Consider the following 15,326-nt stretch of genomic DNA (forward strand, 5'->3'; position numbering starts at 1 on the left):
GAGGACGCCCGGGCCGGCCGCTGGTCCGGCTCCGGCAAGACCGAGTGCGGCATCCACCTCTGACCCGCCCCGACCACCCTTCCGATCTCCAGGAGACCCCGTGACGACCACCACCCCGGCCGCCGGCGGAGCCGCAGAGGCGGCCCCCGCGGCCGCCCCCTGCGAGCGCGGCGCCACCGTGTGGCTGACCGGGCTGCCGAGCGCCGGCAAGACCACGCTCGCCTTCGCCCTGGCCGAGCGGCTGCGCGCCGAGGGCCACAAGGTCGAGGTCCTGGACGGCGACGAGATCCGCGAGTTCCTCTCCAAGGGCCTCGGCTTCACCCGCGAGGACCGGCACACCAACGTCACCCGGATCGGCTTCGTCGCCGAGAAGCTCGCCGCCAACGGCGTCAAGGTGCTCGCCCCGGTGATCGCCCCCTACGCGGACTCCCGCGCCGCCGTGCGCGAGCGGCACGACGCCCGCGGCACCGGGTTCCTGGAGATCCACGTCGCCACCCCCGTCGAGCTCTGCGCCGAGCGCGACGTCAAGGGCCTCTACGCCAAGCAGGCGGCCGGTCAACTCTCCGGCCTGACCGGCGTCGACGACCCGTACGAGGCCCCCGCCGACCCGGAGCTGCGCCTGCAGACCCAGGGCCGCGAGGTGGCCGAGAGCGCCGCCGAACTGCACGCCTTCCTGACCGAGAGGGGCCTCGCGTGACCACCGCGACCGACAACCTGGTCGACACCGACGACCCCGGCCAGAACCCGGGGGGACCCTTCGCGCTGTCCCACCTGGACGCGCTGGAGGCCGAGTCGGTGCACATCTTCCGCGAGGTCGCGGGGGAGTTCGAGCGCCCGGTGATCCTGTTCTCCGGCGGCAAGGACTCCATCGTCATGCTGCACCTGGCGCTGAAGGCCTTCGCCCCGGCGCCGGTCCCGTTCTCGCTGCTGCACGTCGACACCGGCCACAACTTCCCCGAGGTCATCGCCTACCGCGACCGCGTCGTGGCCGAGCACAACCTGCGCCTGCACGTCGCCCACGTCCAGGACTTCATCGACGACGGCCGGCTGCGCGAGCGCCCCGACGGCACCCGCAACCCGCTGCAGACCGTCCCGCTGCTGGACGCCATCGAGACCAACCGCTTCGACGCCGTCTTCGGCGGCGGCCGCCGCGACGAGGAGAAGGCCCGCGCCAAGGAGCGCGTCTTCTCCCTGCGCGACGAGTTCGGCGCCTGGGACCCGCGCCGCCAGCGCCCCGAGCTGTGGTCGCTGTACAACGGCCGGCACGCCGTCGGCGAGCACGTGCGCGTCTTCCCGCTCTCCAACTGGACCGAGCTGGACGTCTGGCAGTACATCGAGCGCGAGGGCATCGAGCTCCCCGGGATCTACTACGCGCACGAGCGCGACGTCTTCTCCCGCAACGGCATGTGGCTGACCGCCGGCGAGTGGGGCGGCCCCAAGGACAACGAGCCGGTCCAGCGCCGCCTGATCCGCTACCGCACGGTCGGCGACATGTCCTGCACCGGTGCCGTCGACTCCGACGCCACCGACATCCGGGCCGTCATCGCCGAGATCGCCGCCAGCCGCCTCACCGAGCGCGGCGCCACCCGCGCCGACGACAAGCTCTCCGAGGCCGCGATGGAAGACCGCAAGCGCGAGGGATACTTCTAAATGAGCACCACCACCGAGACCAGCGCCACCTCCCTGCTGCGCTTCGCCACCGCCGGCTCCGTCGACGACGGCAAGTCCACCCTGGTCGGCCGCCTGCTGCACGACTCCAAGTCCGTGCTGGCCGACCAGCTGGAGGCCGTCGAGCACGCCTCCCGCAGCCGCGGCCAGGACGCGCCCGACCTCGCGCTGCTCACCGACGGCCTGCGCGCCGAGCGCGAGCAGGGCATCACCATCGACGTCGCGTACCGCTACTTCGCCACCCCGCGGCGGCGGTTCATCCTCGCCGACACCCCCGGGCACGTGCAGTACACCCGGAACATGGTCACCGGCGCCTCCACCGCCGAGCTCGCCGTCGTCCTGGTCGACGCCCGCAACGGCGTGGTCGAGCAGACCCGCCGGCACGCCGCGGTCGCCGCACTGCTGCGCGTCCCGCACGTGGTGCTGGCCGTCAACAAGATGGACCTGGTCGACTACGCCGAGCCCGTCTTCGCCGCCATCGCCGAGGAGTTCACCGCCTACGCCGCCTCACTCGGCGTGGGCGACGTGGTGGCCGTCCCGATCTCCGCGCTGGCCGGCGACAACGTCGTCGAGCCGTCCGCGCACATGGACTGGTACGGCGGCCCCACCCTGCTGGAGCACCTGGAGACGGTGCCGGTCGGCAGCGACCCGAGCGCCGAGCCGACCCGCTTCCCGGTCCAGTACGTGATCCGCCCGCAGACCGAGGAGCACCCCGACTACCGCGGCTACGCCGGCCAGCTGGCCTCCGGCGTACTGCGGGTCGGCGACCCCGTCACGGTGCTGCCCTCCGGCCACACCAGCACCGTCGCCGGCATCGACGCACTCGGCCGGGAGACGGACATCGCCTGGGCCCCCCAGTCCGTCACCGTCCGCCTCGCCGACGACATCGACATCTCCCGCGGCGACCTGATCGCGGCCGGCCCGGCCCCGGCGCCCACCAAGGACATCGAGGCCACCGTCAGCCACCTCAACGAGCGCCCGCTGCGCGCCGGCGACAAGGTGCTGCTCAAGCACACCACCCGCACCGTGCGCGCGCTGGTCAAGGAGATCTCCTACCGGATCGACATCACCGCGCCGGTCGGCGGGGGCGGCCTCGTCCAGCGCCCCGCCCCCGAGGGCCTGGCCGTCAACGACATCGGCCACGTGGTGCTGCGCACCGCCGAGCCGCTGGCGCTCGACGCCTACACCGACAACCGCCGGACCGGCTCGTTCCTGCTGATCGACCCGGCCGACGGCACCACCCTCACCGCCGGCATGGCGGGCGAGGCCTTCGACACCGTACGCACCACCGACGCTTCCGCAGAGGAGGACTGGGTCTGATGCCCAGCGAGGCGTTCTCGGGCATGGACAAGGAAGGCGGCCGCATCGGCAGCGGCGCCCTCGGTAGCGGCCAGGGCGGCCTGACCCGATGTGGAGGCTGACAGGAGCACCGTCTCCTGTCACCGGGCCGTCCCTCCCCCGACAGCCCGGCCTGCCCGGCAGTCCGATGCCGCGAGCACCACTTCCGCACTTCCTTCCCATGAACAGGACGACTCCATGGCGGTCAACCCCGGGTTCCCCCATACCTCCGAGCGCCCCGACGGCGGCCGGATCAGACGCGCGGCCGCCGCGGCCGCCGCCGTGATCACCGCCGCCGGGCTGCTCTCGGCCTGCGGCTACGGCTCGAAGGCCAACGACAGCGCCCCGGCCGCTCCGGCCGGCGGCACGGCCGCGGGCTCCTCCGGCGCCTCCGGCGCGAAGCTCTCCGCCGACACGGTCAGGATCGGCTACTTCGCCAACCTGACCCACGGCACCCCGCTGGTCGGGCTCCAGGAGGGCATCTTCCAGAAGGAGCTGGGCGCCACCCAGGTCAAGACCCAGGTCTTCAACGCGGGCCCGGCCGAGATCGAGGCGCTGAACGCGGGCTCCATCGACATCGGCTGGATCGGTCCCTCCCCCGCGATCAACGGCTACACCAAGTCCGAGGGCAAGTCGCTGAAGATCATCGGCGGTTCGGCCTCCGGCGGCGTCAAGCTGGTGGTCAACCCGGACAAGGTCGCCTCGCTGGACGACCTCAAGGGCAAGAAGATCGCCACCCCGCAGCTGGGCAACACCCAGGACGTGGCGCTGCTCAACTACCTGGCGGGCAAGGGCTACAAGGTCGACGCCCAGTCCGGCGCCGGCGACGTGAGCGTGGTCCGCACGGACAACAAGGTCACCCCGGACGCCTACAAGCAGGGTTCCGTCGACGGCGCCTGGGTGCCCGAGCCGACCGCCTCCAAGCTGGTCACCCTCGGCGCGAAGGTCCTGCTCAACGAGAAGGACCTCTGGCCGGACAAGAAGTTCGTGATCACCAACATCATCGTCTCGCAGAAGTTCCTCAAGGAGCACCCGGACGTGGTGGAGGCCGTGCTGCGCGGCTCGGTGAACACCAACGCCTTCATCAAGGCCAACCCGGACAAGGCCAAGGCCGACGCCAACGAGGCCATCAAGAAGGAGGCCGGCAACGCGCTGGAGCCGGCCGTCCTCGACCCGGCCTGGCAGGACATCGACTTCCTGGACGACCCGCTGGCCACCACCCTGCAGGCCGAGGCCGACCACGCCGTCACCGCGGGTCTGCTCAAGAAGCCGAACCTCAACGGCATCTACGACCTGACCCTGCTCGACAAGGTGCTCGCGGCCCAGGGCCAGGGCGCCGTGGCGGACGCCGGACTCGGCACCAAGTAGCGCCCGGCAGCCACCCCGCAGCGCCCCCAGGCTCCGCGGTCCGGATCCCCGCCCGCCCCGTCGATGCCCCCAGCACAGGACGGGCGGGGCCGGACCCCGGCTCCCACGTCGCTCTCATCCCTCCTCGCCCACCGACGGGCGGGAGGGGCCCATGACCGCCTTCCCGGCCCCGGCCGGGAAGTGCCCCCAGAAGCAGGAGGTGCCCGATGACGCCGGCACTGACCACCTCGGCGGACGCCACCGGTGCCGCCGCCGACGGCACCGCGCCCGCCGTCCGGATCTCGCACGTGCACAAGTCCTTCGGCCGCCCCGGCGCGCAGACGCACGTCCTGGACGACATCACCCTCGACGTCGCGCCCGGCGAGTTCGTCACGCTGCTCGGCGCCTCGGGCTGCGGCAAGTCCACCCTGCTCAACCTGGTCGCCGACCTCGACAAGCCCACCCGCGGCACGATCGAGGTGACCGGCGGCCGCCCCGCGCTGATGTTCCAGGAGCACGCGCTGTTCCCCTGGCTCACCGCCGGCAAGAACATCGAACTCGCCCTCAAGCTCGCCGGCGTCCCCCGCCCCGAGCGCACCGCCGAAGCCGAGCGGCTGCTCGAACTGGTCCGCCTCCGGGGCTCGTACGGCAAGCGCGTGCACGAGCTGTCCGGCGGCATGCGCCAGCGCGTCGCGATGGCCCGCGCGCTCGCCCAGGGCGGCTCGGTGCTGCTCATGGACGAGCCGTTCGCCGCCCTCGACGCCATCACCCGGGACGTCCTGCACGACGAGATCACCCGGATCTGGGCCGAGCGCAAGCTCTCCGTCCTGTTCGTCACGCACAACGTGCGCGAGGCCGTCCGGCTCGCCCAGCGCGTCGTGCTGCTCTCCTCCCGCCCCGGCCGGGTCGCCCGCGAGTGGCGGATCGACCTGCCGCAGCCGCGCCGGATCGAGTCCGCCGGCGTCGCCGACCTGTCCATCGAGATCACCGAAGAACTGCGTGGGGAGATCCGTCGCCATGGCCAGCACTGACACCGCCCCGATCCTGGACAAGGCGCCCGCCTCCGACACCGCCGACGTCGGCGCCGGGCTGGACGCCCTGGACTCGGTCGCCGCACAGCGCAGTTCGCTCGGCGAGACGCTCCGTCAGAAGGCGCTGCCGCCGCTGCTCGGCGTCGTCCTGGTGCTCGCCCTCTGGCAGGGCGCCTACAGCCTGCACCTCACCAGCGCGTACAAGCTGCCCAGCCCCGCCGACGTCTGGAACGCCGCCGGCGACCTCTGGACGGCCGGCACGCTGTTCTCGATCATCTGGACCAGCGTCTGGCGCGGCCTCTCCGGCTTCCTGGTCGCGCTCGCCATCGGCACCCCGATCGGCCTGCTGGTCGCCCGGGTCAAGCCGGTGCGGGCCGCACTCGGCCCCGTCCTGTCCGGCCTCCAGTCGCTGCCCTCGGTCGCCTGGGTCCCGGCCGCGGTCATCTGGCTCGGCATCAACGACTCGATGATGTACGCGGTCATCCTGCTCGGCGCCGTCCCCTCCATCGCCAACGGCCTGGTGGCCGGCATCGACCAGGTGCCGCCGCTGTTCCTGCGGGCCGGGCGCACCATCGGCGCCACCGGCCTCGCCGGCGCCCGGCACATCCTGCTGCCGGCCGCGCTGCCCGGCTACCTGGCCGGCCTCAAGCAGGGCTGGGCGTTCTCCTGGCGCTCCCTGATGGCCGCCGAACTGGTCGCCTCCTCCCCCGACCTGGGCCTCGGCCTCGGCCGGTACCTGGAGAACCAGCGCGAGTTCTCCGACATGGCGGGCGTGCTGCTCGGCATCATCCTCATCCTCTTCGTCGGCATCGCCATCGAGCTGCTGGTGTTCACCCCGGTCGAGCGCCGGGTGCTGCGCAACCGCGGCCTGCTGGCCACCGTCAAGTAAGGCGCCCCCCATGCACGAAGGCCGGCCGTCCGCCGCCCCCGCCACCCCGGTGGCGGCGGGCGGCCCCGCCCTGCTGCTGATCGCCCACGGCAGCCGCGACCCCCGGCACGCCGCGACCGTCGCCGCACTGGTCGAGGAGGCCCGGGCGCTGCGCCCCGGACTGGAGGTCGCCACCGCCTACCTGGACCACTGCGCGCCGCGGATCCCGCAGGTCGTCTCCCGGCTCGACGCGGCCGTGGCCGTCCCGCTGCTGCTCAACCGGGCCTTCCACGCCAAGCACGACATCCCCGCGGCCCTGCGCGCCGCGGGCGGCGACCTGCCGGTCGCGGACGTGCTCGGGCCCTCCCCGCTGCTGCTCGACGCCCTCGACCGGCGGCTGGCCGAGGCCGCGCCCGAGCTCGGCTCCCCCGCCGTGCGGGCCCGCACCGGCGTCGTCCTGGCCGCCGCCGGCTCCTCCGACCCGGCCGCCGACGCCGCGACCCGGGCCGTCGCCGCCGAGTGGCGCCGCACCCGCGGCTGGGCCGCGGTCGAGGTCGCCTACGCCTCCGCCGCCGGCCCGCGCGTCCCCGACGCCGTCGCGGCCCTGCGCGCCGCCGGCGCCGACCGCATCGCCGTCGCCCCCTACCTGCTCGCCCCCGGCCGCCTCCCCGACCGCATCGCCGAGGCCGCCGCCGGCGCCGACCTGCTCGCCGACGTCCTCGGCCCGGCCCCGGAACTCGCCGCCCTGCTGCTGGAGCGCTACGACGCGGCGCGGTCCGCGGCGGCGCGGACCGTCACGGCGCTCACCGCCTGAGGCCGGAGCCCCGCGGGCCGCTCAGGCGTGGTCCAGGATGCTGTACTCGCTGAGATCGGGGGCGTGGCGGGCCACGGTCCGGTAGTCCGCGTCGTCGTGAAGAACGGTGAGCCCGTGGTGGGCGGCCGTCGCCGCGATCATGAGATCGACCGCGGAGGCGCTCCGGTGCTGACCGGCCAGGGCCATCCGCCGCTGCACCGTGTCGATCCACCGCCCCGCGCTCTTGGGCGGCGAGACATCGGGGTAGAGCTCGGCGAACATCTCGGAGATCTCGTCATACTCCCGGCCGTCGCGCGCGCTGTAGAGGAACTCGGCGCGCTGCGGATAGCACGACGCGATCGACCCCGCGTCGATCGCGTCGTACCAGGCGCTCTGCAACTTCGGATCGCGAAGCAGCCGGACCAGCGCGGAGGTGTCGAGCAGATAGATCACCGGGCGTCCTTCTCCGACCGGTGCATCCGCTCGGCGTGCTCGACGGCCCCCCAGCGCTGCGCCCGCTCGAAGTGGCGGCTAATCCGGGCGGCCCGTTCCTGCTGCTCGGCATAGAAGCGCAGGGCCAGGTTGACGGCCTCCTTCTTGGTCCTCACACCGGCCAGTGCCATCGCACGCGCCAGCGTCTCCTCATCGATGTCGATCTGCGTAACGGTCATCCGGCGCCTCCGTCGATCGATGTTGGTGATGTACATAGCAGCGTATCCGACCAACATGAGCCGACGCCCGGGAGCGGGTTTGTGATCGGCGGCTCGCGCCGGTCGCCGTCGGCCTGTTCACCCGGTATGCAGTGCCCGGCCGGGGGTGCCCCCGAACGGCGGACGGCCCGGCTCCCCACCTGCGGGGAACCGGGCCGTCCGTTCGTCACGGGCCGTCAGTCGGCCTTGCGGCGCTGGCGGCCGGTGCCGTAGTTGGAGCCGGACTTGGAGCCCGAGCCGGGCTGGGGCCGGCCGGAGGAACGGCCGATGAAGCCGGCCGCCTGGCGGCGCCCGCCGCTCTCGCCGCCACCGGCGCCGAGACGCTGCTTGGGGCGGGGGCGGCGCGGGTTGCCGTTCATGTCGACGTCGGTGGGCAGCCCGGAGCGCTTGCCGGGGCGGCGGCGCGAGGAGGAGCCGGCGGGCTTGGCGTCGCTCCTGGCCTCGGCGGCCGGGGCCGCCACCGGCACGGCGAGCGTGACGGGCACGCCGCTGGGGGTGCGGGCGCCGGTGATCCGGGCCAGCTCGGCGTCGCCCGGGCGGATCTTGGTGGTGGTCGGGCGGATGCCGGCCACCGTCATCAGCCGGTTGACCTCGCGTCGCTGCTCGGGCAGGACCAGGGTGACCACGGTGCCGGACTCGCCGGCCCGGGCGGTGCGGCCGCCGCGGTGCAGGTAGTCCTTGTGGTCGATCGGCGGGTCGACGTTGACGACCAGGTCGAGGCCGTCGATGTGGATGCCGCGGGCGGCGACGTTGGTGGCGATCAGCGCGGTCACGTGGCCGTCGCGGAACTGGTCGAGCACCCGGTTGCGCTGCGGCTGGGACTTGCCGCCGTGCAGCGCGGCCGCCTTCACGCCGTTGGCGAGCAGCTGCTTGGCGAGGCGGTCGGCACCGTGCTTGGTGTGCACGAACATGATCAGCCGGCCGTCGCGGGAGGCGATGTGCGCGGTGGCGGACGCCTTGTCGGCGGGCTCCAGCTGGAGCAGGTGGTGGTCCATGGTGGTGACCGCGCCGGCCGAGGGGTCGACCGAGTGGGTCACCGGGTCGGACAGGAAGCGCTTGACCAGCCGGTCGACGTTGCGGTCCAGGGTGGCGGAGAACAGCATCCGCTGCCCGCCCTCGGCGACCTGCTCCAGCAGCTTGGTGACCTGCGGCAGGAAGCCCATGTCGGCCATCTGGTCGGCCTCGTCCAGGACGGTGACGGCCACGTCCGAGAGCACGACGTCGCCCCGGTTGATCAGGTCGTCCAGTCGGCCCGGGGTGGCCACCAGCACCTCGGCCCCACGGCGCACCGCGTTGGCCTGCCGGGTGATGGACATGCCGCCGACGACGGTGGCGATCCGCAGGTTGACGGCGGTCGCGTAGGGCGTGAGCGCCTCGGTGACCTGCTGGGCCAGCTCGCGGGTGGGCGTCAGGATGAGCGCCAGCGGGTGCCGGGAGTCGGCGCGCTTGCCGGCGGTGCGGGCGAGCACCGACAGGCCGAAGGCGAGCGTCTTGCCGGAGCCGGTGCGGCCGCGGCCGAGCACGTCGCGGCCGGCGATGGAGTCCGGCAGGGTGGCGGCCTGGATCGGGAACGGCTCGGTGACGCCCTCGCGGGTGAGCGCGCTCAGGATGCCCTTGGGCAGCTCCAGCTCGGCGAAGCTGGCCGCCGGGGGCCGGGCCGGGGTGCCCTCGACGACGGTGAAGTCGGCGGGCGCCTGGGTCGCGGCGCGCGGGGCGTTGCGGCGCTGGCCGCGGGGGCCGTCGGTACGGGCGCCACCGGTGGAACGGGCGGCGCCGCCGTTGCGGCTGCGGGGCTTGCGGGTGCGGTCACCGTCGCGCGGCGAGCGGGCAGGGGTGGTCACGGAGTCTCCGTCCGGTGGGAGGCACAGCCCGTGCGGGGCTGGTCGGCCGTAGGGAAGGAGTTCGCCGCCCCGGCCGTTCGGCGGCATGGGCGAGGGCCCGCACCGTGCGGTACGGGCCCTCGCTACGCGAGATCGCGAGTCAGCTGGAGGCTGACGTCAGATGACGCGGATGTTCTCGGCCTGCGGGCCCTTCTGGCCCTGGGTGACGTCGAACTCGACCTTCTGGCCCTCGATGAGCTCACGGAAGCCCTGAGCGCTGATGTTCGAGTAGTGGGCGAACACGTCAGCGCCGCCACCGTCCTGCTCGATGAAGCCGAAGCCCTTTTCGCTGTTGAACCACTTCACGGTGCCGGTAGCCATAACCGTCTCCTCATAAAACTGGGGCATCAGGGCCCACACGTCGTGGACCCCAAGTAGCCGCGATCCCCATCCGGAGACTGAAACACCGGACAAAACAAATGCGCCTGTTGAGTGGAACCAGCAGGCGCACACAAACGTTCATGGGAACCAAAACTGCAACTGCTTCGACTGTAGCACGGCGGCACCCCGACTGACCGGGGACTTTTTGCCCAGCACGTCACGTTTGGCGCCGCATGCCGAAGGGCAGACGGACGGCGCCCGCCGGAGCGGACGCCGCCTGCCTGCCGTGGAACGGGGACGGTCAGTGCCGTCCGGCCGGCTCCGGCACGCCGTGCGAGCCGGCCACCGGGGCCGGGCCGTCGCTGTGGCCGGCGGTGTCCCCGTGACCGGGCCACCAGGCGGCACGGCCGACCAGCGCGGTGAGCGCCGGGGTGAAGAACATCGCCATCACGAAGGCCGCCAGGAAGATGCCGAAGGCCATCGCGAAGCCGAACTCCAGCATGAAGATGTTGCCCGCGAGCATGAAGGTCGCGAACGACACCGCCAGGATGAAGCCGGCCGCGGCGACGGTCGGACCGCCGTGGCGCACGGCCTCGCGGGCCGCCTCACGCGGGTTGCGGCCCGCGCGGGCCTCCTCGCGCAGACGGGCGATGATCAGGATGTTGTAGTCGGTGCCGATCGCCACCACGAAGAGGTAGATGAGGATCGGCAGCATGAACATCATGCCGTGCTCGCCCTTGATGTTCTGGAACAGCAGGGTCGAGGAGCCGAGGGTGGCGCTGAAGCCGAGGCCGACCGAGGCCATCAGGTACCAGGGGGCGACCACGCTGCGCAGCTGGAGGCCCAGGATGAGCAGGATCAGCAGACCTGCGACCGGGAACACCAGCTTGTAGTCGTGGCTCATCGCCAGGTTGATGTCCTTGTAGATCGCGGTCAGACCGCCGACCTTGGCCTCGGTACCGGCCGGCGCCTGCGCGTGGGCGACCTCGCGCAGCTCGGTGACGGTGTCGATGGCGTCGTTGCTGGACGGCTCGTTCTTGAGCAGGACGGTGAAGTCGGCGGTCGAGCCGTCCTGGCTGACCTGCGGCTTCGGCGCCGCGCTGGCCACGCCGGGGACGGCGCCGAGCTTGGCGACGAAACCGTCGAACTTGCCCTCGTCGAGCTTGCCGCCGCCGGTGGCGGACAGGTAGACGTGCGTCGGGTCGGCGGCGCCCGCGGAGAAGCCGTTGACCAGCCTGTCCTGGACGACCATCGACTCCTTGTCCTTGGGCATGGAGCTGCCCGCGAGGTCGAAGGTGCCGTTGTAGCCGAGCGCGCCGGCGGTCAGGGCGACCAGCACACCGCCGGAGGCGATGGCGACCATGGCGGGGCGCTTCTGGACCATGCGGCCGAGCGCGCCGAAGCGGGCGTTGTCGGGCTCCCTCATCCACTTCTTGCCGGGCCAGAAGACGCCGCGCGCCGGGATGACCGCGAGGACGGCCGGGGCCAGGGTGACCGAGGCGAACGCCGTGACGACGACCGCGATGGCCAGCGCCGGGCCGAGCGCCTTGAACATGCCGAGGCTGGAGAGGATCAGCGCCGCGAAGGCGACGGTGACCGCGCCGGCGGCGGAGGCGATCGCCTCGCCGACCCGGCCGACCGCGTTGGCCACGGCCTCCTTGCGGTCGTCACCCGCGCGCAGCCGCTCGCGGTAGCGGAACGCCAGGAAGAGGAAGTAGTCGGTGCCGACACCGAGCACGACGACGATCAGGATGGCCGACAGGATCGGCGTGCTCTCCAGGTCGAAGGCCTTGGTGGCGTAGGCGATCAGGCCGTTGGACGTCGGCATGGCGACGACCAGCGAGAGCAGGACCGGCAGGAGGCCGGCGAGGACGCTCCTGAAGATGATGCCGACGATGATCGCGACCAGCAGCACGCTGCTGAGCGCGATGATGGCGTCGGCCGCGCCGGAGGCCTCCTTCTGGTCCAGCGCCTGGGCGGCGGCGCCACCGAGCTGGAACTTCAGGTCGGTGCCCGAGGTGAGCGCCTTGCCCTCCTCGCGGAGGTGCTTGGCGGTCTCGCCGAAGGCGTCGGACTGCTGGGTCGTCTTGTCGATGGCGATCGGCGCCAGCGCGTACTTGCCGTCCTTGGACGTCGTCTGCTCGCCAACCGGAATGATCTTCTCGACGTGCTCGATCTTCTTGTCCGTGAGGCCCTGGACGATCTTGGCCATCGCGGTCTTGTCGGCGTCGCTCATCGGCGCGCCGTCGTTGCGCTCGAACAGGGCGAGCGCCGAGGGCGTGAAGCTGGCCGGGAAGGCCTTCTCCTGGACCTGCGCGGCCTGGATCGACTCGTAGTGCTTGGGAAGGAAGGCGGCCTCGTCGGTCTGCGCGGCGATCTTCGGCGCGCTCGCGGCGATCGCGATCATCGCGACGACCCACGCCGCGATCACCCACCAGGCGCGGCGGACGACGAAGTGTCCTAGTCGGTGGAACATGCTCGTGATGCCTCCTGGGCATGGTTCACCGCAGCCCTTGGGGGACGGGACATCGGGCGACGGAGGACCGGCAGGGCATGGCGAAGAAGCCCGCCCCTAGCCGGTCGGCAGGTAAGTGTTCAGAGGACATCATCCTACGAGAACTTGCTAGCCGACCGGCAAGCAGCCCCCGTGATCGAACCCCCTCCAAGGGACACCGCGAGGTGGCCCCGCACCATCTTGACCCGCCGACAGGCCGATTGACCTCGTGCTCCGGGTGGAGACCGCTCCCCCTCAGGGTGGAGTTCGCACCCGCCGCAGGGAGGAGAAATCAGGGTTCCCCGGTAGGGAAAACCCCACCCCCGCCCCCGAGGAAGACCCCCGGGGCAACTCCCCCGCCAGCCGGATACCCCGTCAACCTGCCGTTTTCTACTGTCGGTTGGGACGCCGGGCACGCGACCGGCACCCGGCGCCGGCGGCCGGCCGCCGCCCGCTCCCGCACCTCCCACCGCCACCTCTCACCCGGCGACGACCGCCGCTCTCCCAGGGGGACATCCGTGAAGACCAAGCTCGGCACCGCTGCCGCCATGGGCGCCTGGAGCGCCCGGCACAGAAAGACCGCCGTCTTCGGCTGGCTGGTCTTCGTCGTCCTCGCCGCCTTCCTCGGCGGCCTGCACGGCAGCACCGAGGTCAAACCGTCCGAGGCGATGCCCGGCCAGGTCTCCCGGGCGGCCCGGATCCTGGACGACGCCGGGCTGAAGACCCCCTCCAGCGAGACCGTCCTGGTCCAGAGCGCCACGCTCGCCGCCGACGCCCCGGCCTTCCGGGCCGCCGTCGACCAGGTGATCGCCGGCGTCAACGCCACCGGCAAGGCCACCGACGTCCGCTCCCCCTACGACACCAGGGCGGTCTCGGCGGACGGCCACTCCGCCCTGGTCCTGCTGAACGTCAAGGGCGACGACAAGGAGGCGCTGGAGAACGTCCCCGCCGTACTGGACGCGGTCGCCGCCGTGCAGCAGCGGCACCCCGAGCTGACCGTGGTCGAGCTCGGCGACGCCAGCTCCGGCAAGTGGATCGAGGACCAGTTCTCGGACGACTTCACCCGCGCCGAGTGGACCGCCGTCCCGCTCGCCCTCGGCATCCTGCTGGTCGCCTTCGGCGCACTGGTCGCCGCGGTCCTCCCGGTGGTGCTCGCCGTCACCGCCTTCGTCGCGGCCGGCGGACTGGTCGCGCTCAGCAGCGGCTTCCTGCACACCAGCAACAGCGCGAGCTCGGTGATGCTGCTGGTCGGCCTCGCCGTCGGCGTCGACTACTGCCTCTTCTACCTGCGCCGCGAGCGCGAGGAGCGGGCCGCCGGGCACGACGCGGACACCGCGCTGCGGATCGCCGCCGCCACCAGCGGCCGGGCCGTGCTGGTCTCCGGCGTCACCGTGGTGGTCGCCATGGCCGGCATGTTCCTCACCGGCATCGCCGAGTTCCAGGCGATGTCCTACGCCACCATCGTCGTCGTGATCACCGCCGTGCTCGGCTCGCTCACCGTGCTGCCCGCGCTGCTGTCGATGCTCGGCGACAAGGTCGGGAAGGGCCGCGTCCCGTTCCTGGCCCGGCGCCGCCGCCCCGACGCCGCCGCCACCGGCGGCCGGGTCTGGAACGCCGTCCTCACCCCGGTGCTGCGCCGCCCGCTCGCCGCCACCGTGCTCGCCGGCGCCCTGCTGGTCGGGCTGGCCGCGCCGCTGGTCACCATGCACACCGCCAACCTGACCTTCCGGCAGCAGCTGCCGGAGGGCAACCGGCTGGTCGCCGTCTCGCAGAAGATCGAGGCGGCCTTCCCCGGCAGCCCCGCCCCGGCCAGCGTGGTGATCAAGGCCGTCGACATCGACTCCCCGGCGATGACCGCCGCCATCGCCGACCTCAAGGCGAGGGCGCTGGCCAGCGGCCGGATGCACGGACCGGTGGACGTCACCGTCCACCCGGACAAGAACGTCGCCACCGTCGACATCCCGCTCAACGGCACCGGCAACGACTCCGTCAGCAACGACGCGCTCAGGACCCTGCGCACCGAGCTCGTCCCGGCCACCGTGCTCAAGGTGCCCGGCACCGAGGCCCCGGTCACCGGGCGCACCGCCGGGTCGTACGACTTCAACCAGAAGATGACCGGCTCGATGCCGCTGGTCTTCGGCTTCGTGGTGGCCTTCGCCTTCGTGCTGATGCTCACGTCGTTCCGCTCGCTGGCCGTCGCCGCCACCGCCGTGGTGCTCAACCTGCTCTCGGTCGGCGCCGCGTACGGGGTGCTGACGCTGGTCTTCCAGCACGGCGTGGGCGCCTCGCTGCTGGGCACCGCCGGGGTCGGCGCGGTCGAGTCCTGGGTGCCGCTCTTCCTCTTCGTGATCCTCTTCGGCCTCTCGATGGACTACCACGTCTTCGTGGTCTCCCGGATCAAGGAGGGCCGGGACCGGGGCCTGCCGACCCGGGCCGCCATCGCGCACGGCATCCGCTCCACGGCCGGGGTGGTCACCAGCGCCGCGGTGATCATGGTGGCGGTGTTCGCGGTCTTCGGCACCCTCTCGATGCAGGCGATGAAGCAGATGGGCGTCGGCCTCGCGGTCGCGGTGCTGATCGACGCGACGGTCATCCGCGCGGTGCTGCTGCCCTCGGTGATGACCCTGCTCGGTGAGCGCAACTGGTACCTGCCGTCCTGGCTGCGCTGGCTGCCCGACCTCTCGCACGGCGAGTCCTTCCCGCCGGCCGCCGCCCCCGGCCCGGTGGCCGCCCTTGCCCCGGCCCCGGCCCCCGACGGCGCCCGGCACCGCCGGATCGGGGTCTGACGCCCCGGCAGTCCCGCACACACCCGCCGGGCCCCGCATCGCGCGGGGCCCGGCCCGCGTGCGCCATGATGATCACCGTCCCGGTCGCCG

Annotated in this window: 13 protein-coding genes; 8 read left to right on the plus strand and 5 right to left on the minus strand. The window is 72.6% G+C overall.

From position 1 onward, the window contains the following. Positions 1-100: 100 nt before the first annotated feature. From cysC to ABZ885_RS04545, 7 genes are all read left to right on the plus strand, one after another. Positions 101-697 carry an adenylyl-sulfate kinase gene (gene cysC / locus ABZ885_RS04515; protein ID WP_360183282.1) on the plus strand — a complete coding sequence of 199 codons (597 nt, stop codon included), beginning with the start codon at positions 101-103 and terminating at the stop codon, positions 695-697. Positions 698-714: 17 nt separating this feature from the next. Further along, positions 715-1,650 (plus strand): sulfate adenylyltransferase subunit CysD, encoded by a 936-nt coding sequence (cysD, locus tag ABZ885_RS04520; protein ID WP_360183378.1) that lies wholly within the window; start codon positions 715-717, stop codon positions 1,648-1,650. Continuing rightward, positions 1,651-2,988 (plus strand): GTP-binding protein, encoded by a 1,338-nt coding sequence (locus tag ABZ885_RS04525; RefSeq protein ID WP_360183284.1) that lies wholly within the window; start codon positions 1,651-1,653, stop codon positions 2,986-2,988. It abuts the gene before it with no gap. A 216-nt stretch (positions 2,989-3,204) separates the two neighbouring features. Next, positions 3,205-4,374 (plus strand): aliphatic sulfonate ABC transporter substrate-binding protein, encoded by a 1,170-nt coding sequence (locus tag ABZ885_RS04530; protein WP_360183286.1) that lies wholly within the window; start codon positions 3,205-3,207, stop codon positions 4,372-4,374. A gap of 206 nt (positions 4,375-4,580) precedes the next feature. Beyond that, complete coding sequence (locus ABZ885_RS04535) at positions 4,581-5,384, plus strand: ABC transporter ATP-binding protein (protein WP_360183288.1); 804 nt, start codon at positions 4,581-4,583, stop codon at positions 5,382-5,384. Next, a complete protein-coding gene (locus tag ABZ885_RS04540) occupies positions 5,371-6,273 on the plus strand; it encodes an ABC transporter permease (protein WP_360183290.1) in 903 nt (300 codons plus the stop codon). The genes ABZ885_RS04535 and ABZ885_RS04540 overlap by 14 nt, the downstream gene beginning before the upstream one ends. Positions 6,274-6,283: 10 nt before the next feature. Next, on the plus strand, positions 6,284-7,066 hold the full coding sequence (locus ABZ885_RS04545) for a sirohydrochlorin chelatase (protein ID WP_360183292.1): 783 nt from the start codon (positions 6,284-6,286) through the stop codon (positions 7,064-7,066). Between the two features lie 21 nt (positions 7,067-7,087). On the opposite strand, the gene ABZ885_RS04550 is transcribed toward ABZ885_RS04545, so the two are convergent. The 5 genes from ABZ885_RS04550 to ABZ885_RS04570 form a co-directional block, all read right to left on the minus strand. Continuing rightward, positions 7,088-7,498 carry a PIN domain-containing protein gene (locus ABZ885_RS04550; protein WP_360183294.1) on the minus strand — a complete coding sequence of 137 codons (411 nt, stop codon included), beginning with the start codon at positions 7,496-7,498 and terminating at the stop codon, positions 7,088-7,090. After that, a complete protein-coding gene (locus ABZ885_RS04555; RefSeq protein WP_360183296.1) occupies positions 7,495-7,716 on the minus strand; it encodes a type II toxin-antitoxin system VapB family antitoxin in 222 nt (73 codons plus the stop codon). Before ABZ885_RS04555 ends, ABZ885_RS04550 begins: the two co-directional genes overlap by 4 nt. Positions 7,717-7,931: 215 nt before the next feature. Further along, entirely contained in the window at positions 7,932-9,596 is a 1,665-nt protein-coding gene (locus tag ABZ885_RS04560; protein WP_360183298.1) for a DEAD/DEAH box helicase, read from the minus strand. Positions 9,597-9,752: 156 nt separating this feature from the next. Then, positions 9,753-9,956, minus strand: a complete 204-nt coding sequence (locus tag ABZ885_RS04565) for a cold-shock protein (RefSeq protein WP_360183300.1) — start codon at positions 9,954-9,956, stop codon at positions 9,753-9,755. 301 nt (positions 9,957-10,257) lie between these two features. Then, on the minus strand, positions 10,258-12,432 hold the full coding sequence (locus ABZ885_RS04570) for an MMPL family transporter (protein ID WP_360183302.1): 2,175 nt from the start codon (positions 12,430-12,432) through the stop codon (positions 10,258-10,260). Positions 12,433-12,998: 566 nt separating this feature from the next. On the opposite strand from ABZ885_RS04570, the gene ABZ885_RS04575 reads away from it, so the two are divergent. Further along, complete coding sequence (locus tag ABZ885_RS04575) at positions 12,999-15,236, plus strand: MMPL family transporter (protein ID WP_360183380.1); 2,238 nt, start codon at positions 12,999-13,001, stop codon at positions 15,234-15,236. Positions 15,237-15,326: the final 90 nt, after the last annotated feature.

The sequence above is a fragment of the Kitasatospora sp. NPDC047058 genome (assembly GCF_040643935.1).
Lineage (GTDB): Bacteria > Actinomycetota > Actinomycetes > Streptomycetales > Streptomycetaceae > Kitasatospora.